We start from the raw sequence: 19,262 nt of genomic DNA, 5'->3' as shown, positions 1-19,262 counted from the left end.
CGTCGTTGTGTCGATTGCTTGACATCGGTGCTTCTCGACACCCGCGCAGCGAGGGAGGCCAGAAGGCATGTCGGCCTACATCAGTGTCGCGGTGATCCTCGGGGTGGCTATGGCCGGTATCGGCATTCTTTACCTTGTGGCACGAGTCACGGCCGTATCGAGAGACCCGATTCAGGTCATGCCGTTCCTGTCGGGGTGGGATCCCCGGGAGCACGCCCTGTCCCGCTATCACGCCCGCTGGTACCCACTCACCCTGATCTTTCTGGTCTTCGATGTCGAGATGCTATTCATGTATCCATGGGCGGTTGTCGTGGTCAATGAGGGCCCCACAGCAATCATTGAGATGTTCGTCTTCCTCGGGCTGCTCATGGTTGGTGTCGTCTGGGCATGGCGGGAAGGCTCCCTGCGATGGGTGTGACCTCGCAGGTCGCGCGACTAGCTGCCACTGCTGTGCACGTTCTGATCGTCGAGGTACCCGGTTGGAGTGAAACACGGATGCTGCTTGAGGCGGAGCTCAACCGGCGCGGCTGGATTAGCGCTCTCTCCCCGGCAGATGCCGACCTGCTCGCAATATGCGGGACTCCTGGGGAGGAACTCCGTGCAGTCTGTGACCGAGTCTGGGATCAGCTTCCCGGACCGCGGACTCTCGTGAACCTCACCGGGTCGGCCCGTATAGCTGTCTCGCTCGATGCTGCCGTGGCAGACCTGGTCGATGATTCCCGACAGCGCCACGATGCCGTATCCAGATCTCGATCCTCAGTCCCGGAAGACTCTCAACCGGATGCCGTCGGCCACGAGGAACACGGTGCCCATGAGCAGGTCCCGGCCGATGCCGGTTTCGGGGCTGCGCGTCCTGACATGCACGAAGGCATGCACATGACGGATAGCGAAGACGAAGCGGGCATGGATCATGCGGGTATGGATCATGCGGGTATGGGCCACGAGAACATGGAGATGCTAATTAACGGCATTCCTCTTGCGAGCGGCGGTGATGACCGGGATGGACTCGAGATGGATGTACTCACCATGCCCCTTGGCCCGGTGTTATCGCATTGGCCAGCCGGGCTCGTCGTCGAGTGCGTACTACAGGGCGATGTGATCGTCAGCGCAGAGGCCCGGATTCTTGCCGCAGCATCGAGATCGGCGGAACTCGAGACGCCTATTGCGGAGGAGCCTCGGCGGAGAATCATCCGGCTCTGCGACCAGGCAGTGCAGCTGCTCGCGCTTGCAGGGTGGGGCTCTGCTGCGCAGAGTGCTTGCCGGCTCCGCGACGCCGCGGCTGGTGGCGTAGTCATCGCCGATCAGGCAGTGGCACTCGATCGGTTGCGTCGACGTGTGGAGCGTTCGGTTGTGCTGCGTTGGTCCCTCAAAGGCCTAACTGTGGATGTGGCGAGCGAGGGCACCGATGCCGCCGCTGTATCTGGCAATAAGCTGAGCGGCGATATCCGCCTTCGGTTGATCGGATGGCTGCGCGAGGCGACCGAGCTTGCAGACACGGGGCAATTCCGGTTGAGCCCGCTGACAGGCGCTGAGGCAGCACAGGAGACTCAGAACCGCCTCGCTACGCTGCCGGAACTCCTCCGCGGGACGGATCTGGGAACGGCTCGGCTGCTCATTGCCGCTCTCGGTCTCGACACCGCGGCCGTCGCTTCGTACGATGTTTCCCCGCACAATGCTGATCACGGCGACGCGACCGGCGGCCATGGTGGCCACGGCGGTGCTGCGGACAATGGAGCCGTTCATGGCTGACACAATCGTGCAGGTCAGCCCGGCCTGGGCAGTTCTGGCTCCGCTCGGCCTGCTGCTGTTGGCACTCGCGGGAGCCGGGCTAAACGGTGCTCTCGTGGGCCGATCCGTTGGCCGACCGTTCCTCTCCGGAGCGAGCGCACCGCTCGCCGAGGTCGCGCGGTTGCTGAGACAGCGACGACAGGTAACCGTCGCGGCGGATGTTCTGCTCTGGCGGGTGGGCGCGGGCGGCCTCGTGGTCGTCGCGCTACTGAAGATCCTGGTCATCCCGCTCGGGCCATGGACCCTTGCCGACCTCGACGTCGGTGTCGTGTGGTTCAACACGATGGATGTCATGATCTGGGCGCTGTTCTGGCTTATCGGCTGGGGGGCCAACAGCGCGCATGCGCTCGTGGGGGGCTATCGTTTCCTCTCGCTCGCTGTCGCCTATGAGCTGCCGCTGATGTTCGCACTGATCACTCCAGCAGTTGCGGCGCAAAGTCTGAGAGTTGGCGACGTCGTCGCGGCTCAACAGGACCTGTGGTTCGTGATCTGGATGCCCATCGCCTTTGTCATCTTCTGCAGCAGTGTCATCGCCTTCTCGAGTTGGGGACCATACGCCACCGCAGTGGGACGAGACATCGCCGGTGGTTTTCTCACCGACGTTTCCGGTGTCGACCGGCTGCTTATCCTCACCGGCCGCTACGCTGTGCTTACCGCGGGTGCCGCGTTCGCCGTTCCGCTCTTCCTCGGCGGCGGAGCAGGTCCGCTGCTGCCCGACTGGCTCTGGACCATCGTCAAGACTGCGCTCGTGCTCGCTGCCTTCATCGCGATCCGTCACCGAGTGCCTACGATCCGCCCTGATCGGTTCGCCGAGGTCGCCTGGATCATCGTGTTGCCAGCGGCCCTCCTGCAGGTACTCATCGTCGCGATCATCGCGACCATCACAATGGGGAGCTGACGATGTTGATTGACATTCTGTTCTGGGCGCTCGCGGTTGTATCCGTTGCCTCCGGTGTCGCCGTCTTCGTGGTCAATTCGATGGCGCGAGCAACCTACGCCCTGGCGGTCTCGTTCATCGCCGTCGGGATCATGCTCGTGATGGTCGGCCTCGAGTACATCGGCATCATCACGATTCTCATGATGGTTATGGAGATGGCGATCATGGCCGTCTATATGGTGATGTACATGGGGATGAATCCGGCTCTCATGCCCATGGACATGACGCACAACAAACGCTGGTCGGCGGTTTTGGCGGCAGGAACTTTCGTGCTGCTGGCCGCGGGAGCCCTGCTTATCCCGTGGCCCGCACGCATCGGTGCGCCCGCCGCCGACCTCACCGCCTCGCTTGGCGAGGCGATCATGGGTCCAAAGATGCTCGCGATGCTCACCATCAGCCCCGTGCTGTTCGCCACGATCATTGCTGGGCTCGTGATCGCAAACCCACGCGGGCGGTACGATCGCTGGGGCGACGACCTGAAACGTGACACACCCGACGATCCGATGCAAGGAGGTCTCGGCCGATGACGCTCCAAGCCGTTCTTCTTGTCGCCGCCGCGCTGTTCTGCGTTGGTCTGTATGGTGCGCTGTCCCAACAGGTGGTCGTGATGGTCATGATGGGGCTCGAACTGATGCTAAACGGCGTCATCCTTGCGGCCGGCGCCTTCTGGTGGTTCCTCGCGCCAGCCCCGGACGGCCAAGTACTATTGCTCGTCGTAATTGCCGCAATGACCGTCGAGATGGCGATGGGCTTCGCTGTTGCAACCCTCCTGCATCGTTCTCGCAATTCAGATATGACCGACTCGGCGACGGACCTTTCCGGATGAGTGTGCTCGCCCTTGCTCTCGTCGTACTGCTGCCTGCGGTATCCGGAATTTCACTCTGCCTCGCCGGGCGGCGCGCACGCACTGTCGCGATCCCTGTCTCGCTCACGACCGCGACAGTGACGGCTGCGCTCGCCGTGGTCGTGGCAGGCACACGCTCGGCATTCGAGATCCCCTTTGTCGCTGGCGCGCCGCTAGGGCTCGCCGTCGATGGGCTCTCCGCCTTCGTGCTTCCTGTCGTCGCGATCGTGACCCTGTTCGTGCTGATATTTGCGGCTGCCGAAGGAACGGAGTCGCCGGAACGCTTTCACGGTCTCATGCTGATCTTTGCCGCCGCCGTCGCGGTGACCGTGACCGCGACGACGCTCACAACGCTACTGTTTGCTTGGGAAATTATGGGGGCGATGTCTTGGGCACTTATCGGCTTCCAATGGCGTGATGACCGGCGCGTCCAGGCGGGACTCGTCGCCTTCACCATGACGAGGGCCGGCGATCTCGGTCTCTACCTCGCGGCGGGAGCCGCACTGATCGGAGGCGCCAGCCTTGAACTCGCCGACCTACCCGCTGCGTCTTCGCCCTGGCGAGACATTATCGCGGCAGGCATCATAGCCGCTGCCCTCGGAAAGGCTGCGCAGTTACCGTTCAGCTCGTGGCTGTCCCGCGCGATGGAAGGACCGAGCTCGGTCAGTGCCCTACTGCACTCGGCCGCAATGGTTGCGATGGGCGGATACTTGCTTCTCCGCGTGGCGCCGTTGCTCGAGGCAACGGCCTGGGCGAGCACCACAGTGGCGTGGATCGGAGCACTAACCGCGCTCTTGCTCGGAGCGGTTGCGGTGGCTCAACGCGACCTCAAGCAGCTGCTTGCAGCATCAACCGCGGCCCAACTTGGCTTCGTCGTTCTCGCTGCGGGGGTCGGGTCGATTGCGGGCGGTGCGAGCTATCTTGTGGCGCACGCCTCCACCAAAGCCCTGCTCTTCCTCGTCGCAGGCGCGTGGCTTGCCGCGCTAGGTACCAAACAGCTGTTCGCACTCCGTGGCGCTGCGCGCCGCTGGCCGCTCGTCGGGGTGTTATTCACCGTCGGGTTACTGTCCCTCGCCGGCATCGCTCCGTTGTCGCTCTGGGCGCTCAAAGATGAACTGCTGGCCGTTACCCTTCAGATGAGCCCTGTGCTCTACATTGTCGGCCTCGCTGCGGCGGCGCTCTCGGCGATCTATTCCGGAAAGGCACTCGTCATCGTGTGGGGGAGAGCGGATGATACGACCGAAGCGGGATATGACGACGAGCAGCCTGGCACGCGGCACATCGGTCGCGGCGAACGTATCCCGCTCATCGTGCTCGCGACCGGCGCGGCACTGCTCGGGATTCTGGCACTGCCGCCGGTGAGTGAGCCGCTGAAAGCGATGCTCGGGGAGGAAGGCACTGCGACACCGAGCGTGATCGAGCTCGCCGGTTCGGCAGTGCTCGCCCTCACGATGCTCGCAATCGTCGCGATCGGACTCCGACGAGGTCTGCCGCAGCCAGCCTGGGCGGTGAACTGGCTCGGTCTCGAGAAGGCCGTACACATCGTCATCGTTCGGCCGACACTTGTGCTCAGCGGGGCGCTCGCGAGATTCGACGACGGCATCCTCGACCGCGGTCTACATCGGACCGCACGAGCAGTTGTGAGCGGCTCCCGACGGCTCGGGCTCTTCGACGATGCCGGGATCGATGCGGCGGTCGACGCGACCGCACGAGCGAGTATTCTCGCAGGCTTGCGTGCGGCGCGTGCCGATGAACGGGGCGTCGATGGTGCCGTCGAGGGTCTCGCACGCCACATACGACGACTCGGCAGTTTGGCGAGGCGTCCTCAGACTGGAAAGATTCACCAGTACTACGCACAGATCGCGATCGCCCTTGCGGCCGTATTCGTCCTGACCCTTCTCGTAAGGTAACTCATGCTCAGTATTATCGTATTCCTTCCGGTGTTTGCCGCGATCGTACTCGCGACCATGCCCCGTATCCCAGACGTCGCAGCCCGCCGAATCTGGATTGTCGTCACACTCATCGACCTCGGGCTGGTGGTCGGCCTGTGGCTGGCCTATCGCGACCCGGGTGCGGGGGCTTTAGCCTTCGAGGAGCAGGTGCCGTGGATCCCGAACGTCGGTAGCAGTTATCACCTCGGGGTCGACGGGCTGTCGCTGCCTCTCGTCGCGCTAACCTCGCTCATCTTTGTCGTGTGCGCCGTATTCGCGCTGCGCGACACCGACCGACCCCGCTCGCAAGCGGCCCTATTTCTCTTCCTCCAGACGGCGAGCCTTGGTGTGTTCGCGGCGCAAGACCTCATCCTCTTCTTCGTCTTCTTCGACCTTTCGATCGTCGGCATGTACTTCGTGATCGCCGGTTGGGGACACGGCAACGCAGCCCGGTCCGCGCTGAAGTTCTTCCTCTACACGTTTCTCGGCTCGCTCGCGTTGCTCGTCGGGTTCATTGGGCTCTACCTAGGTTCGGCCGCGAAGACATTCAACATGGTCGAGCTCGCGCGAAACCCACCCTTCGGAGACCAGCCGGTCATTGGCGGTCTCGTGCTCGCGGCCGTGTTCCTCGGCCTCGCCATCAAGACCCCGACATTCCCGTTTCACACCTGGCTGCCGCCCGCCCACACGGACGCTCCCGCGATCGGTTCTGTCGTGCTCGCAAGTATCCTGCTCAAGATGGGCACCTACGGTTTCGTGCGGATTGCGATGCCCCTGCTGCCGGATGCCTGGCGAGACTGGGCGTGGATCATCGTCGTGGTCGGCATCATTTCGGTCCTCTACGGAGCACTCGTCGCGCTCGCCCAGACCGACTTCAAACGGATGATCGCCTACACTTCCGTCAACCACATGGGCTACGTGATTCTGGCCGTTGGTGCGGCCGGTGTCGTGAGCGACAGCGCAGCCCAGGCGAGAGAGGTTGCTGTCACCGGAGCGGTCGTTCAAATGGTCAGCCACGGTCTCATCACCGGTGCGCTGTTCCTCCTTGCTGGGGTGCTCTATGACCGCAAGGGTAGCTATGACATCGGATCCTACGGAGGACTCGCGGCCCCGGCACCCCGCTACGCCACCTTTTTCGCGGTAGCGGCCTTCGCTTCCCTCGGGCTCCCCGGGTTTAGCGGTTTCATTGCCGAATTCCAGATCTTCACCGGCAGCATTGGACCTGTTCCGTTGACCGCGCTCGCACTTCCGGGCATCCTGATCACCGCCGCACTGTTTCTGCGAGCGCTGCAGCGGATGCTCACCGGCGAGACGCGGGGGCTGTCCACTGGATTCCGCGACCTCGATCGGAGGGAGATCCTCGCGATCGCCCCGCTCCTGATCCTCGCTGTGGTCATCGGGATCGTGCCGCGTTTTCTGCTGGATATCATCGAGCCCGCGTCATCCGTAATCGTCGACCTCGTCAGCAGGTAGCGTTCACGTGAACATGCAACAGGATACCCTCGCGCTCCTGCCGGAGATCCTTGTGCTCGCGGGTGCGGTGATCGTGCTGCTTGCGGGGTCATTCCTGCCCCGAGATCGGCAGGTCGTGACACGATCTGTTGCGATCGTAGCGCTGCTGCTGGCTGCTGCGGCGGCGGTAGCCGGATTGACTTCCCCCGCGATGACGATTTTCGAGGGCGGCTTTGCGGTGGATGTCGCGACCGGGGCCGCGCGGATCATCATCCCGTTAGCGACGATCCTCGTGCTCATACTCGGTGTCGAGGAGCTCGGCGGAACTGCACGGGAGAGCGAGACCTACACGCTCATGATGCTTTCCGCACTCGGAGCCATTGCGATGGCGGGAGCCAACGATCTTCTCGTGCTCGCTGCGGGATATCTGCTCGCGAGCATCCCCCTCTATGCCCTTGTCGGAATGAGTAGGTTGCCCGGTGCCGCCGAGGCCGCACTTAAGACCTACCTGATCGGGGCGCTCATGGGCATCGCGATGCTGCTCGGGGTGACAGTTCTGTTCGGAATCGCCGGAAGTACGTCGTATACCGAACTGCAGTCGATGCTCGGTGACGCGCCGCCCGCGGCCGTCCTTGCCGGGATTGTCGGTGTCATGGCGGGACTGATGTTCAAGGCGGGCGGCGTTCCGGGCCACTTCTGGGTACCCGACGCGACGCAGGCGTCCGGAACAGCGGTTGCGGCGTTCCTCACGTCGATTCCCAAGCTCGGCGCACTCATCGCCGCCTATCGCTTCTTCGAACTGCTTCCCGACAGCGTGGACTGGCCGTTGTTAGTGGCCGTTATTGCCACGGTGAGTATGACACTCGGAAACCTCGCGGCATTCTGGCAGACCGATGTGAAGCGGCTTCTAGGCTGGTCAACGGTAAGTCAGGTTGGCTATCTCCTGCTGCCCGTGGCAGTCGCAGGACGGGCAGATCTTGCCCTGCCTTCCCTACTGCTTTACCTCGCCGGCTATGCCGCGTCTAACATCACCGCCTTCGCGGTCATTGCAGCGCTGCCAAAGCGCCGCTCGATCGAGGACTACCGCGGCGTCGCGGCCGCACACCCGTGGCTCGCTGGAGCTCTCGTTGTAAGCCTCCTCGGACTCGTCGGTACCCCGCCGACCGCCGTTTTCGTCGGGAAGCTCACTACCTTTACCGCGGCATGGGACGGTGGTTTGGCTTGGCTCGTGGTCGTCGCCGCGATCAACACCGCCGCAAGCCTGTTCTACTACCTCCGCTGGCTAGCGCCGATGTTCGCGCGAGCTGGAGCGGACGTACGTGCGCCTGCACCTCCGCGCCTAGGGGCTTCTCGGGCCGCCGTCGTCGGTGCGATTGTGATTCTCATCATCGGGATCGCCGCAGGCCCAGTGCTCGCAGCGTTTGGTATGCCGCTCGTCGTGTGAGCCGACTTGCACCTTGAGCACCAAGCCTCATCGCACTCAGCTCGATGCAGTCACTGACGTCCTTCTCGATCGGTGCTGACGTACCGAGCGCGTGAACGCCCACCATTGCAGCACTACGACAATCGCCCCGAGTGCCAGCAACGGGAAACGAAACCAGTTCGGATCGGGCACAGCACGGTGGAACGACGCGGTGTAGTGGAGAAACAGGAAATAGCCTGAGTGGAGTACGGAGAGGTAGAACACGATGTAGGCGCCGCTCTGGACCCACTTCCAACCCGCGGGGCCAAGGTACCGCACTGCTCGATCCGACGATGTAGCCAACAGCACGGTCATCCAGATCACCGCGACGAGTCCGACCAGGTTTGAAAGCCCGAACCCCGGCTCCAGTCGCACCTCCCGCCCTAGCTGGGGCAGATACTCAAAACCGAGGAAACGCCGTACGCTCCACTGCGCCCAGCCGTCGATGATCAGCACTGAGTGGGTAATCGCAGCAAGAGCCGCCCAGATACCGAGCGGGCGGCGCCAAGACACCCCCTTGCCCACGCGTGCTGACAGATTGGCTGCCGGACCCAAGGCTAGGGCGGCGAAAAGTAGCACGATCGCGGCGTCCCCGATGGCGCGCCACAGGCGCATGTCCGCTGTCCACTCCATCCGAGTCGACCAGAACCCGAACACGAGGAGAGCAGTTACCACAGCCATCGCGGCGTGACGAAGGAACACGACCCAACTACCATCGGACCGTGCCTGCTGCGCCGTTGCGAGGTTGGTCGGTCGGGGATTCGGACGCGAAGCATTGACCTGGTCCCGAGGCGTGCCGATCTTTCCCTGCACGTGACCTACCCCCTGCGAGCGACCCTTTCCCGGGCGTGACCTTGCTCCGCTCATGAATCCCGGCTCGACTCGTCTGATTCTTGGCTTGCGGCCGGTGAAATCAGTGGTCGGCCGTCGGCTTCCCACGCGATCATGCCTCCACGCAATTCCACCAGGTCAACGTAGCCCATTCCTGCGAGGGTATCGACCGCAATCTCGCTCATCCCCCCGGACATGCAATAGAACGCAATCGCGGCCGTGCGGTCTTGTGGTAGCTCCGCCGCGCGCTTCTCGAGCTGGTTGAACGGGATGTCGGCGTCGGTGCCGTCGATCCCGCCTTCGTCGGGGGTGTGCACGTTGATGACGAACCTGTCGCCGCTGACGACCTCAGCAGCGAAGGCTTCGGGCCCGAGTTGGCGGGCGGCGGTGGCTGAGTCAGTCGGAGTGACTGCTTGGGGCGTATTTGCCGCACAACCGGCCATCAGCAGCACTGCCAGTGTGATGGTCGCGGTCGAGTGCAGCAGTCGACGTGCAGGATTCATGGGCAGGAGCTTACATGGTGGTGCTGCGGCAATACCTACACAACGGGCTGGGCAAGGTGTTGGCGGGCGGTGCGTGATGTGCCAGTTGCGAGCCCGCCGAGCGCGGCTGCCGCCATCGATGACAGCACGATGACCCCGGACCAGAGCTCCGCTGGCCATTCCAGTCCGCTCGTCACAGCCAAGGCGACCATGTGTAGGGTCCACACGCTGCCAGCAGTGACGGCGGCAAACGCCGGTAGCCGCGCCGCAGGATGGTTCCATGTTCGACGCTCGAGCACGTGCACGAACACATCAGCAGCAAGGGCTCCTACCGTTGCGCCGAGCGCCCCGGCCAGAACCGCGACCGGAAAATCCACCACGGCTGCGCTGAGCCATGCCACGGTCGCGACCAACAGGGTGATCAGTCCACGCGGGGCACGTCCACGCTGCCAGACCAACAGCAGTGGAACCATGAGGACGGCGGTGGTGACCAGGAAGCTGCCCAGCCCGAGCAAGGCTGGGAGTTCACCTTCCTCGTGCCCGGGATCCCCTTCCGGCAGGCGTAGGTAGGGGATCGTGGGGCCAACGGTCACGAACTCCGAGGTGTAGAGCAAGAAGAAGGAGGCCAGAGCTGTCGCCAGTGCGAGCGATCCCTGAGCGACGATGGAGGAGAGGTCCCCGGCCGCCCACCGTGACCTCAGCGCACTGGTGAGGATGAGCATACCGCCGGTGAACAGCACCAGATGCGACGGGCTCAGCAGAGCATCCACGCCCACTTCCACCCCTAGGACCAAGTGCCAGATCATGTCTGAGAGGCCACCAGCGGCGAAGATTGCCACCCCAATTGCTCCCCACCCATACCCGAGCGGCAAAACTGGGCGTCTATCACCAACCCTGCCAGACCATGCCAGCCACGCGATCCACGCAGCGTTGATGACCAAACCGGTGTACAGGGCAGCGTGCCAGGGGGTGAAGAATCCCTCCATCTCCGGAACATTCGCATGCGCCCATCCGTCGCTGAAAAGAGCGGCAACCAGCAACGCTCCCGCGGCAACGGTCATCGCGTCCTGGCGCCGGGAGGCACGGCCACGAACCTGCTGCTGCCGCACTGCTCCAGCTCGCAGGTGGGGAGAGATGACGGACCCCGATCGCATCATGGACACCTCTTCGCGTTGTCTGCTTATACGAGAATACCCCCGAGGGCGTAACCGCGGGGGTATCACCTGGGTTAGCTGGTCGCACTGTTCGAGGGGCACGGCCGTGCCCGGACCATGCGATAAGGGAGCCGTGGACGGTGGTTGCGAACGATTTCTGGTAGCGAAAGTACGCGTTCGCTAGTTGAGGGCTGAGCGTACGTCGGAGACGAGCTCGACAACATCTCCGGTTTCGAAGAATGCTTTCGAACTGAGTGTTGACCAATAGGCGCCGCTAAATACCTGTGCGGTGCCGATGCCGCCAGCTACCGCGAAGTAGCCGTCGAATCCACTCGCGCGACTGCCTGCGTTCGACTTCAACCCGTCGAGCTTGTTGGGCGCAGGCTGAGCCACGGAAACATCGATCGTCACTCCGCTGGTGGAGTTCTCCCAGCGGCAGGCGACACCCTTCGAGGCAATCGCGGTGGCTGCCGGGGAACCAGCCGAAGGGGTGAAGTCGTTCAGTAGCAAGAAGTTGGGGTTGTAGTTATACATGGCTTCGGGCGAAATCAAAGCGGTGCATTTGATGCTGACTGCGGTCGCCTCGGGGTCGGTCGTCGCAACTGCGGTGGGCTCAGGCGTCGCAGTAGAAGTGTTCGAGGGGTCAATCGTGCGCGTGGGGTTTGGGCTAGTCGTCGGGCCAGTTGGGTCCGGCTCGGCCTGAACGCATGCGGTCAACAGAAGAACGGATGCGCTGAGCGCGATAACTGCAGGAAGAACGCGAAGTCGAAGAGCCATGGTCCCATTCTCGCGACCCGCACCGGCAATGCCGTGCATTGACCCGGCCAAGTCATGAACCATTCCAGCCATCCCGAACAGAACTGTAGCGACCACCCAGTACTCTTAACAGTGTGAATCCTGCTGATCTTTCTGCCACCCTGCTTTCTGTCGTCACCCGCATTGCGGCTGACCGCGGCACGCCCGATCTGGGCCTGACCGTGAGCGATCTGGTGTTAGAGCGACCTCGCAATCGCGATCACGGTGATTGGGCATCCAATGTCGCTATGAAGTTGGCAAAGCCGTTGGGTGCGAACCCGCGCGAGCTGGCCACTGAGATCGCCGAGCAAGTGCTCACCATTGATGGCATCGCCGCTGTGGATGTCGCTGGCCCCGGTTTCATTAACATCACGCTGGATGCTGCTGCCGCTGGTGCGCTTGCGAAAACCATCGTCGAGCAGGGTGAGGCTTACGGCCACAACGATTCGCTCGCGGGTCAGACAATCAACCTCGAATTCGTTTCGGCCAACCCCACTGGCCCACTACACATCGGTCACACCCGGTGGGCTGCTCTCGGCGATTCGCTCGCCCGCATACTGAAGGCTGCCGGTGCTGAGCTCGTGAGCGAGTTCTACGTCAATGATGCCGGCAACCAGATGGACAACTTTGCGGCCTCAATTCTGGCTGCGGCGAAGGGTGAACCGACTCCGGAAGACGGCTACCCGGGCGCCTACATTGCCGAGCTTGCCAAGGGCGTTCTTGCTTCGAACCCTGAACTGCTTGATCTCGATCATGATGCTGCGATCGCGGTTGCTCGTGAGCGTGGCTACGAACTGCAACTGGGCGAGATTAAGAAGTCTCTCGCCGACTTCAACGTGCACTTTGATGTGTGGTTCAGCGAACGTGCTCTGCACGCCACCGACGACTACGGCGTTAGCCCAATCGACGAGGCTGTTGAGCGTTTGCGTGCCCAAGGTCACGTTGCCGACATCGACGATGCGGTGTGGGTCACGACCACTGACTTCGGCGATGACAAAGACCGCGTTATTAAGCGCGGCAATGGCATCTACACCTACTTTGCCGCCGATGCCGCCTACTACCTGAGCAAGAGTGATCGCGGTTTCGCCCACAAAATTTATCTGCTCGGTGCCGACCACCACGGTTACGTGCACCGTCTCAAGGCGCTCGCCGGAGCTGCTGGCGACGACCCCACCAAAGACATCGAGGTGTTGATCGGTCAACTGGTGAGCATCAATGGTGCCCGCCTGTCGAAGCGCTCAGGCAACATAATCGAGCTCAACGACCTGCGGGAGTGGCTCGGAACGGATGCCCTGCGTTACGCGCTCGGGCGTTACCCGGCCGATTCGCCCCTCGCCCTCGACCCTGAGATCTTGAAGAAGCGCACGAATGACAACCCCGTCTTTTACGTGCAGTACGCGCACGCCCGCACGCACAGTGTTGCCCGCAATGCGGGGGAGTCGGGAGTGGACCGCAGCGCCTTCGATGCGTCGCTGCTGACGAACGAAACGGAAAGCATCCTGTTGGGCGTGCTCGCAGAGTTCCCGCGCATCGTCGCCCAGGCGGCAGAACTGCGGGAACCGCACCGGGTTGCTCGTTATGCGGAAGAACTCGCCGGCAGTTACCACCGCTGGTACGACCAGTGCCGCGTGACGCCAATGAACGATGAAGAAGTTACCGATGTGCACCGCACGCGCCTCTGGGTCAATGACGCTGTAGGGCAAGTGCTGCGCAATAGCCTCTGGATGCTCGGAGTCAGCGCACCGGAGCGGATGTAGGTTTCGTGGAACACACTAACGAACAGCCCACTGTCGAACTCGTTCTCGACAAGGGGTCGAAGCCCCAAGGCTCATACGCCAAGCGCCGTCGTGGGCGCAGGGGTTGGTGGATTGCCGGCGGCATCATTGCGGTCATCCTGATCGTCGGCGTTGTTCTTGTGGAGACCGTGGGTCGCGCAGCGGCCGAGACGATCGTCGGCGATGAAATTGCTACATCGCTCGGAATCGACTCGACCGATGGCGTTGCTGTAGATCTTGGTTCGGGCTCGCTGGTGCTGCAAGCACTCACCGGCGGAATCGATGTTGTGACGGTCGATCTCGATCGCGTCGAGGTTAACGGGCTCGCAGCATCCGTCCACATTGTCGCTACCGAGGTGCCTTTGCTTCCGTCGGCGCCGTTGGAAACCTTCTCCATGGAGGCTTCGATACCTAACGACGAGATCAACAAGCTTGCGAGCACGTTGAGTGGTCTCGAACTCGATTCCATCGAATTGCAAGACTCAGCTATCCGGGTGTCGACGATCTTCCAGCTCCTCTTCATCCGCATTCCCGTTGCCCTTGATCTGTTGCCGGTTGCGGCGGGGGATTCCATTGCGTTTGAGCCGCAATCTGTGCTCCTCGGTGACCAACAGATTTCGGTTGCCGATTTGCGCGCGAACGCTGTGGTTTCTGGTCTTGCGGGCAATCTGCTCAGCTCGCAAAAGTTCTGCGTTGCTTCCTCGATGCCGGCTGCACTCACCATCGATTCGGTGGCGGTCGAAGGTTCCGACCTGGTCATCCAGCTCAGCGCAGAGGACATCGCGCTCGGGGACGACCAGTGGCAGCAATACGGCGTCTGCCCTGAGCAGTAACTCGATTCAGCGCTAGCCGCGACTGCCGTTAGAGTGGTCAGCATCCCCAACGCCCGTGCGGACACAATCCGCCGTTTTCCGTCTACATCTCTGTGAGGTGCGACTGTGTTCGCGAATCCGCTGGCGCCCGAGTGGCTTGACGCTCCCGCCGAGGCAAACTCTTTGCCATCGACCGTTTGGTCGCATAATGCTGCGCGCACAGAAACGGGCGAGCTGGCTATTGCCGGCGTTACGGCCACTGAGCTTGTGCGCGACTTCGGCACTCCCGTCTACGTCATTGACGAGGCGGATGCGATTGCTCGCGCCACTGAGATCAAGGCAGCATTCGATAGCGAGTTCGCTCGCATCGGCTCCAGCGTCAAGGTGTACTACGCGGGCAAAGCGTTCCTGTGCACCGAAGTTGCCCGGTGGATGACGGCCGCCGGCCTCAACATCGATGTTGCGTCCGCTGGCGAGATGGCGGTTGCGCTCGCGGCCGGCACGGATGCGTCGCGTTTGGGATTCCACGGCAACAACAAGAGTCTTTCTGAGATCGACCGTGCTGTGCGCGCGGGCATCGGCCCCATCGTTATCGACAGCGTCGTCGAAGTCGGTCGGGTTGCTGAAGCCGCGTCACGGCACGGTCGAACCCAGCGGGTGCGCTTGCGCATCAATAGCGGGGTTCACGCATCAACCCATGAGTATCTTGCGACTGCGCGGGAAGACCAGAAGTTTGGGATTCCGTTGTCGGATGCCGAGGCGGTGGTGGAGCAGATTCGCTCGCACTCTTCGTTGGAGTTTGTGGGCATCCATTCGCATATTGGGTCGCAGATTTTTGATACTGCTGGTTTTGCTGAGGCAGCGCAGCGCTTACTTGAGTTGCATGCGCGGCTTTCGGCTGATGCCCCGGTTCCTGAACTGAACTTGGGTGGCGGCTTTGGAATTGCGTACACCTCGGCGGATGAGGCGTTACCGGTTGCTGAACTTGCCGCCTCGTTGGCTTCGATTGTTGAGACAGAGTGCGCGCGCCTCGGCATTGACGTGCCGCTGATTGCGATTGAGCCTGGCCGCTCCATCATCGGGCCGTCGACAACCACTCTCTATACGGCAGGCACGATTAAAGATGTTCTCGTCGATGGGGAGGCCGTGCGCAAGTATGTCAGCGTTGATGGCGGCATGAGTGACAACCTGCGCACTGCTCTCTACGGTGCCGATTATTCGGCCCGCATCGCCAACCGCGTTTCGCAGGCAGAACCTGCGCTCGTACGCATTGCTGGCAAGCACTGCGAGGCTGGCGACATTGTCGTGCGCGCCGAGTACTTGCCGGGTGACGTTGAGCCCGGCGATGTGATTGCCGTACCGGCCACAGGCGCCTACGGCTGGGCGATGTCGAATAACTACAACTACCTCGCGCGGCCGCCCGTTGTCGCCGTGCGCGACGGAAAAGCCCGCATCATTGTGCGCGGCGAGACCGAAGAAGACCTACTCAGCCGCGACGCAGGAATCACACCATCGGGAGACTCTGAATGATCGAATACCGCAACCTTCGCGTCGCAGTTTTGGGCGGAGGAAGTGTCGGATCACAGGTCACCGCACTGTTGCTCGAGCACGCTGACGAGCTCGCCGCACGTGCCGGAGCTGGGCTCGAAGTCGTGGGCGTCGCGGTGCGTGACCTCGATGCGCCCCGTGACACCGACATCCCGAAGGAGTTGCTGACGACCGATGCAGAGTCGCTCATCGTCGGCGCCGACATCGTGATCGAACTCATCGGAGGGCTTGAGCCCGCCCGCACCTGGATCCTCAAAGCACTGCATTCCGGCGCCGATGTGATCACCGCAAACAAGGCCTTGCTGGCCCACCACGGTGCTGAGCTGTTCGAAGAAGCAGCACAGGTTGGCGCACAGCTCTACTACGAAGCAGCCGTTGCTGGAGCAATCCCGATCATCCGCCCGCTTCGCGACAGCCTGGCCGGCGACCGAGTGCAGCGCATCCTCGGAATCGTCAACGGCACCACCAACTACATCCTTGACCGCATGGATGCCACGGGCGACAGTTTTGACGACGCTCTCGCAGAGGCAACTCGCCTGGGGTATGCCGAAGCCGACCCCACCGCTGACATCGAAGGCTATGACGCCGCCCAGAAAGCCTCGCTCCTGTCGAGCCTGGCTTTCCACACCAGGGTGCCGCTCGATACTGTGCACCGCGAGGGCATCACGAGCATCACCGCAGAGCAGGTCGTCGCCGCGCGCAAGGCCGGCTATGTCGTTAAACTCCTCGCTATTTGCGAGCGAGTGGTCGATGCCACTGGCGGCATCGATGGCGTCAGCACGCGGGTGCACCCCGCGCTGGTTCCGCTGGCTCACCCTCTCGCTGCGGTGCACGGTGCCAATAATGCGGTATTCGTGGAGGCCGAGGCTGCAGGCAGCCTCATGTTTTACGGTGCAGGCGCTGGCGGACTAGAAACAGCATCCGCGGTTCTGGGCGACGTTGTTTCGGCTGCTCGCCGTCATGTCATTGGCGGCCCGGGTGTTGCCGAGTCAACTCACGCAAATCTTCCCATTTTGCCGATCTCGAGCGTAATGACGCGTTACCAGATCACGCTGACGGTCGTGGACGAGCCGGGAGTGCTCGCTACTATCGCTGCAGTCTTTAGCGACCATGGAGTCTCTGTCGAGGCAGTCAACCAGACCGTCGGCGCAGTGAACGAGGGTGTACCAAGCGCTACCCTAGTCACGGTGACGCATGAGGCGACAGATGAGTCGCTTGCTGCCACGGTGGCCGCGCTGGCCGAGAACTCGGTTGTGCGTGAAGTTGTGTCCGTTTTGAGAGTTGAGGGGCTGTAACCAGTGGGTAGCGAAATTAAGAATCGGCAATGGCGAGGCGTTCTTCACGAGTACGCAGATCGTTTGAACATCTCTGATGCCACCCCGATCATCACCTTGGGGGAGGGCGGTACTCCGCTGCTTCCCGCGCCCGCTCTGTCTCAGCGCACCGGTGCCAACGTCTGGGTCAAGTTCGAGGGAATGAACCCCACTGGTTCATTCAAGGACCGCGGCATGACCATGGCGATTTCCAAGGCAGTCGAGCATGGCGCCAAGGCCGTTATCTGCGCGTCGACCGGAAACACTTCTGCTTCGGCCGCAGCATATGCAGCACACGCCGGAATCACCGCTGCTGTTCTCGTTCCCGAGGGCAAGATCGCGATGGGCAAGCTCAGCCAGGCCATCGCCCACAACGGCGAACTCATTCAGGTGCAGGGCAACTTTGATGACTGCCTCGACATCGCTCGCGATTTGGCCGAAAACTACCCGGTGCACCTCGTCAACTCGGTGAATCCCGATCGCATCGAGGGTCAGAAGACCGCAGCATTCGAAGTTGTTGAAGTTTTGGGCGACGCTCCTGACTTCCACATCGTGCCTGTCGGCAACGCCGGAAACTACACCGCATACTTCCGTGGCTACAGCGAAGAACTCGCACGCTCCGCCACCACCAAGTTGCCTCGCATGTTCGGCTTCCAGGCCGAGGGCAGCGCACCAATCGTTCGTGGTGAGGTCGTCAAGAACCCCGACACGATCGCCAGTGCCATCCGCATCGGCAACCCTGCGTCGTGGCACCTCGCCACCGAAGCGCACAAGGTTTCCGATGGCTACTTCGGTGCCATCAGCGATGCCAAGATCCTTGAAGCTCAGCGCATTCTCTCGGCTGAAGTTGGCATCTTTGTTGAGCCCGCATCCGCAATCAGTGTTGCTGGTTTATTGGAACGTGCCGAAGCCGGTCAGATTCCGCGCGGCTCAACGGTTGTGCTCACGGTCACCGGTCACGGCTTGAAAGACCCTCAGTGGGCACTCAAGACTGCCAGCGGCGACGACATCACACCGAAAATCGTTCCTGTTGACACCGCTGAGGTTGCAAGCGTGTTGGGGTTGGCCAAGGCATGACCTCGCTGGTCGGTCGCAGCGTCGTAGTGCGTGTGCCGGCGACCTCAGCAAATCTTGGTCCAGGATTCGACACGCTCGGGCTTGCCCTCTCGCACTATGACGAACTCATCGTCACTGCGGTGGAAGGCTCGGGCGTCACGATCGCCGTCGCGGGTGTCGGTGCTGGCATCGTCGCCACTGACGAATCTAACCTGGTGATTCAGGCGATTCAGCACTGCTTTACCCACTTTGATCAGCAAATGCCGGCACTGCACGTCAAGGCCAGCAACGTTATCCCTCATGGCGGCGGGCTCGGCTCTTCGGCCGCAGCGATCGTCTCCGGAGTCATGGCCGCCAAAGGCCTACTTGCGGGCATTGTCGAGATGGATGCCGCGACCCTCCTCGTGCTCGCAACCGAGCTTGAGGGGCACCCCGACAACGTCGCGCCAGCACTCTTGGGCGGTCTCACGATCGCGTGGAGCACCGAGACTGGGCCGCAAGCGAAGAAGCTGATCGTGCATCGTGGAGTCTCTCCGCTGGTGTGCGTTCCCGACTTCCGGGTTTCCACCGCGCACGCGCGCAGTTTGCAGCCCGAGACGGTGCCGTACGCCGACGCCGTCTATAACGTTTCGCGTGCAGCCCTACTTATCGCAGCACTGGCCCAGAGCCCAGAATTGTTGCTCGAAGCTACCGGCGACCGGCTCCACCAGGACTACCGTGCCGCAGCGATGCCGCAGACAACAGAGCTAATTCGGATGCTGCGCTCACACGGCCACGCCGCCGTTGTTTCGGGCGCTGGCCCCTCAGTTCTCGTGCTCGCTGATGATCCAGCGAAGCGACTTGAGGCAATGGCGCTCGTTCACGAACACGCCGCCACGTCTTGGGAATGCCTTCTCTTAGCTGTGGACTTCAAAGGTGCTACAGTGAATGAGCACCAGGTAGAAGCTACGGCGTAGTCGTAGCATCCCGGTTGTACTTCACCCGTCGCATCCCCGAATAAGATTCCTGCGCATCCGCGTAGACATCGGTGAGCGACTAGCTCTCCACCACCGCTCGAATGCGTGGTTGGGGAAAGGAACCCC

18 protein-coding genes are annotated in these 19,262 nt (G+C 62.3%); 14 read left to right on the top strand and 4 right to left on the bottom strand.

What is annotated here, in order from left to right; genetic code table 11:
- Window positions 1-67 precede the first annotated feature (67 nt).
- The 8 genes from ACTJJW_RS11420 to ACTJJW_RS11385 are packed head-to-tail and all read left to right on the top strand — an operon-like array spanning window position 68 to window position 8,396.
- On the top strand, window positions 68-418 hold the full coding sequence (locus ACTJJW_RS11420) for an NADH-quinone oxidoreductase subunit A (protein ID WP_462644761.1): 351 nt from the start codon (window positions 68-70) through the stop codon (window positions 416-418).
- Window positions 409-1,749, top strand: coding sequence for a hypothetical protein (locus ACTJJW_RS11415; protein WP_462644759.1), 1,341 nt, complete (start codon window positions 409-411; stop codon window positions 1,747-1,749). Before ACTJJW_RS11420 ends, ACTJJW_RS11415 begins: the two co-directional genes overlap by 10 nt.
- Window positions 1,742-2,686 (top strand): complex I subunit 1 family protein, encoded by a 945-nt coding sequence (locus tag ACTJJW_RS11410; RefSeq protein WP_462644758.1) that lies wholly within the window; start codon window positions 1,742-1,744, stop codon window positions 2,684-2,686. Before ACTJJW_RS11415 ends, ACTJJW_RS11410 begins: the two co-directional genes overlap by 8 nt.
- A 2-nt stretch (window positions 2,687-2,688) precedes the next feature.
- Window positions 2,689-3,252 (top strand): NADH-quinone oxidoreductase subunit J, encoded by a 564-nt coding sequence (locus ACTJJW_RS11405; protein ID WP_462644756.1) that lies wholly within the window; start codon window positions 2,689-2,691, stop codon window positions 3,250-3,252.
- Window positions 3,249-3,551 (top strand): NADH-quinone oxidoreductase subunit NuoK, encoded by a 303-nt coding sequence (gene nuoK / locus ACTJJW_RS11400; protein WP_462644755.1) that lies wholly within the window; start codon window positions 3,249-3,251, stop codon window positions 3,549-3,551. The genes ACTJJW_RS11405 and nuoK overlap by 4 nt, the downstream gene beginning before the upstream one ends.
- Window positions 3,548-5,479 carry an NADH-quinone oxidoreductase subunit 5 family protein gene (locus ACTJJW_RS11395; RefSeq protein WP_462644753.1) on the top strand — a complete coding sequence of 644 codons (1,932 nt, stop codon included), beginning with the start codon at window positions 3,548-3,550 and terminating at the stop codon, window positions 5,477-5,479. Before nuoK ends, ACTJJW_RS11395 begins: the two co-directional genes overlap by 4 nt.
- 3 nt (window positions 5,480-5,482) lie before the next feature.
- On the top strand, window positions 5,483-6,973 hold the full coding sequence (locus ACTJJW_RS11390; RefSeq protein ID WP_462644751.1) for a complex I subunit 4 family protein: 1,491 nt from the start codon (window positions 5,483-5,485) through the stop codon (window positions 6,971-6,973).
- A gap of 13 nt (window positions 6,974-6,986) precedes the next feature.
- On the top strand, window positions 6,987-8,396 hold the full coding sequence (locus ACTJJW_RS11385; RefSeq protein WP_462644749.1) for an NADH-quinone oxidoreductase subunit N: 1,410 nt from the start codon (window positions 6,987-6,989) through the stop codon (window positions 8,394-8,396).
- Between the two features lie 36 nt (window positions 8,397-8,432).
- Here ACTJJW_RS11385 and ACTJJW_RS11380 read toward each other — a convergent pair whose 3' ends face one another.
- The 4 genes from ACTJJW_RS11380 to ACTJJW_RS11365 form a co-directional block, all read right to left on the bottom strand.
- Window positions 8,433-9,281, bottom strand: coding sequence for a hypothetical protein (locus ACTJJW_RS11380; protein WP_462644747.1), 849 nt, complete (start codon window positions 9,279-9,281; stop codon window positions 8,433-8,435).
- The gene (locus ACTJJW_RS11375) at window positions 9,278-9,748 is read right to left on the bottom strand and encodes a rhodanese-like domain-containing protein (RefSeq protein ID WP_462644745.1); all 471 of its coding nucleotides are present in this window, start codon (window positions 9,746-9,748) and stop codon (window positions 9,278-9,280) included. The genes ACTJJW_RS11380 and ACTJJW_RS11375 overlap by 4 nt, the downstream gene beginning before the upstream one ends.
- Window positions 9,749-9,783: 35 nt before the next feature.
- Window positions 9,784-10,884 (bottom strand): hypothetical protein, encoded by a 1,101-nt coding sequence (locus ACTJJW_RS11370; protein WP_462644743.1) that lies wholly within the window; start codon window positions 10,882-10,884, stop codon window positions 9,784-9,786.
- A 177-nt stretch (window positions 10,885-11,061) separates the two neighbouring features.
- A complete protein-coding gene (locus ACTJJW_RS11365) occupies window positions 11,062-11,754 on the bottom strand; it encodes an arginyl-tRNA synthetase (protein WP_462644742.1) in 693 nt (230 codons plus the stop codon).
- A 17-nt stretch (window positions 11,755-11,771) separates the two neighbouring features.
- On the opposite strand from ACTJJW_RS11365, the gene ACTJJW_RS11360 reads away from it, so the two are divergent.
- The 6 genes from ACTJJW_RS11360 to thrB all read left to right on the top strand — a co-directional run bounded on the left by ACTJJW_RS11360 (window position 11,772) and on the right by thrB (window position 19,136).
- Window positions 11,772-13,433 (top strand): arginine--tRNA ligase, encoded by a 1,662-nt coding sequence (locus ACTJJW_RS11360; protein ID WP_462644740.1) that lies wholly within the window; start codon window positions 11,772-11,774, stop codon window positions 13,431-13,433.
- A gap of 5 nt (window positions 13,434-13,438) precedes the next feature.
- Window positions 13,439-14,284, top strand: a complete 846-nt coding sequence (locus ACTJJW_RS11355; protein ID WP_462644738.1) for an LmeA family phospholipid-binding protein — start codon at window positions 13,439-13,441, stop codon at window positions 14,282-14,284.
- Between the two features lie 105 nt (window positions 14,285-14,389).
- Window positions 14,390-15,793, top strand: a complete 1,404-nt coding sequence (lysA, locus tag ACTJJW_RS11350) for a diaminopimelate decarboxylase (RefSeq protein ID WP_462644737.1) — start codon at window positions 14,390-14,392, stop codon at window positions 15,791-15,793.
- Entirely contained in the window at window positions 15,790-17,106 is a 1,317-nt protein-coding gene (locus tag ACTJJW_RS11345; RefSeq protein WP_462644735.1) for a homoserine dehydrogenase, read from the top strand. Before lysA ends, ACTJJW_RS11345 begins: the two co-directional genes overlap by 4 nt.
- A gap of 3 nt (window positions 17,107-17,109) precedes the next feature.
- Complete coding sequence (thrC, locus tag ACTJJW_RS11340) at window positions 17,110-18,201, top strand: threonine synthase (RefSeq protein WP_462644733.1); 1,092 nt, start codon at window positions 17,110-17,112, stop codon at window positions 18,199-18,201.
- The gene (gene thrB / locus ACTJJW_RS11335; RefSeq protein WP_462644731.1) at window positions 18,198-19,136 is read left to right on the top strand and encodes a homoserine kinase; all 939 of its coding nucleotides are present in this window, start codon (window positions 18,198-18,200) and stop codon (window positions 19,134-19,136) included. Before thrC ends, thrB begins: the two co-directional genes overlap by 4 nt.
- The last annotated feature ends 126 nt before the right edge of the window (window positions 19,137-19,262 follow it).

The organism is Rhodoglobus galactosidasius, from assembly GCF_054957775.1.
This window is presented reverse-complemented; position numbering and strand designations above follow the sequence as displayed.

What these genes read in the sequence shown, in the direction of transcription:
- ACTJJW_RS11420 (WP_462644761.1), top strand. Translation starts at nt 68, where the DNA reads ATGTCGGCCTACATCAGTGTCGCGGTGATCCTCGGGGTGGCTATGGCC.
- ACTJJW_RS11415 (WP_462644759.1), top strand. Translation starts at nt 409, where the DNA reads ATGGGTGTGACCTCGCAGGTCGCGCGACTAGCTGCCACTGCTGTGCAC.
- ACTJJW_RS11410 (WP_462644758.1), top strand. Translation starts at nt 1,742, where the DNA reads ATGGCTGACACAATCGTGCAGGTCAGCCCGGCCTGGGCAGTTCTGGCT.
- ACTJJW_RS11405 (WP_462644756.1), top strand. Translation starts at nt 2,689, where the DNA reads ATGTTGATTGACATTCTGTTCTGGGCGCTCGCGGTTGTATCCGTTGCC.
- nuoK (WP_462644755.1), top strand. Translation starts at nt 3,249, where the DNA reads ATGACGCTCCAAGCCGTTCTTCTTGTCGCCGCCGCGCTGTTCTGCGTT.
- ACTJJW_RS11395 (WP_462644753.1), top strand. Translation starts at nt 3,548, where the DNA reads ATGAGTGTGCTCGCCCTTGCTCTCGTCGTACTGCTGCCTGCGGTATCC.
- ACTJJW_RS11390 (WP_462644751.1), top strand. Translation starts at nt 5,483, where the DNA reads ATGCTCAGTATTATCGTATTCCTTCCGGTGTTTGCCGCGATCGTACTC.
- ACTJJW_RS11385 (WP_462644749.1), top strand. Translation starts at nt 6,987, where the DNA reads ATGCAACAGGATACCCTCGCGCTCCTGCCGGAGATCCTTGTGCTCGCG.
- ACTJJW_RS11380 (WP_462644747.1), bottom strand. Translation starts at nt 9,281, where the DNA reads ATGAGCGGAGCAAGGTCACGCCCGGGAAAGGGTCGCTCGCAGGGGGTA.
- ACTJJW_RS11375 (WP_462644745.1), bottom strand. Translation starts at nt 9,748, where the DNA reads ATGAATCCTGCACGTCGACTGCTGCACTCGACCGCGACCATCACACTG.
- ACTJJW_RS11370 (WP_462644743.1), bottom strand. Translation starts at nt 10,884, where the DNA reads ATGATGCGATCGGGGTCCGTCATCTCTCCCCACCTGCGAGCTGGAGCA.
- ACTJJW_RS11345 (WP_462644735.1), top strand. Translation starts at nt 15,790, where the DNA reads ATGATCGAATACCGCAACCTTCGCGTCGCAGTTTTGGGCGGAGGAAGT.
- thrB (WP_462644731.1), top strand. Translation starts at nt 18,198, where the DNA reads ATGACCTCGCTGGTCGGTCGCAGCGTCGTAGTGCGTGTGCCGGCGACC.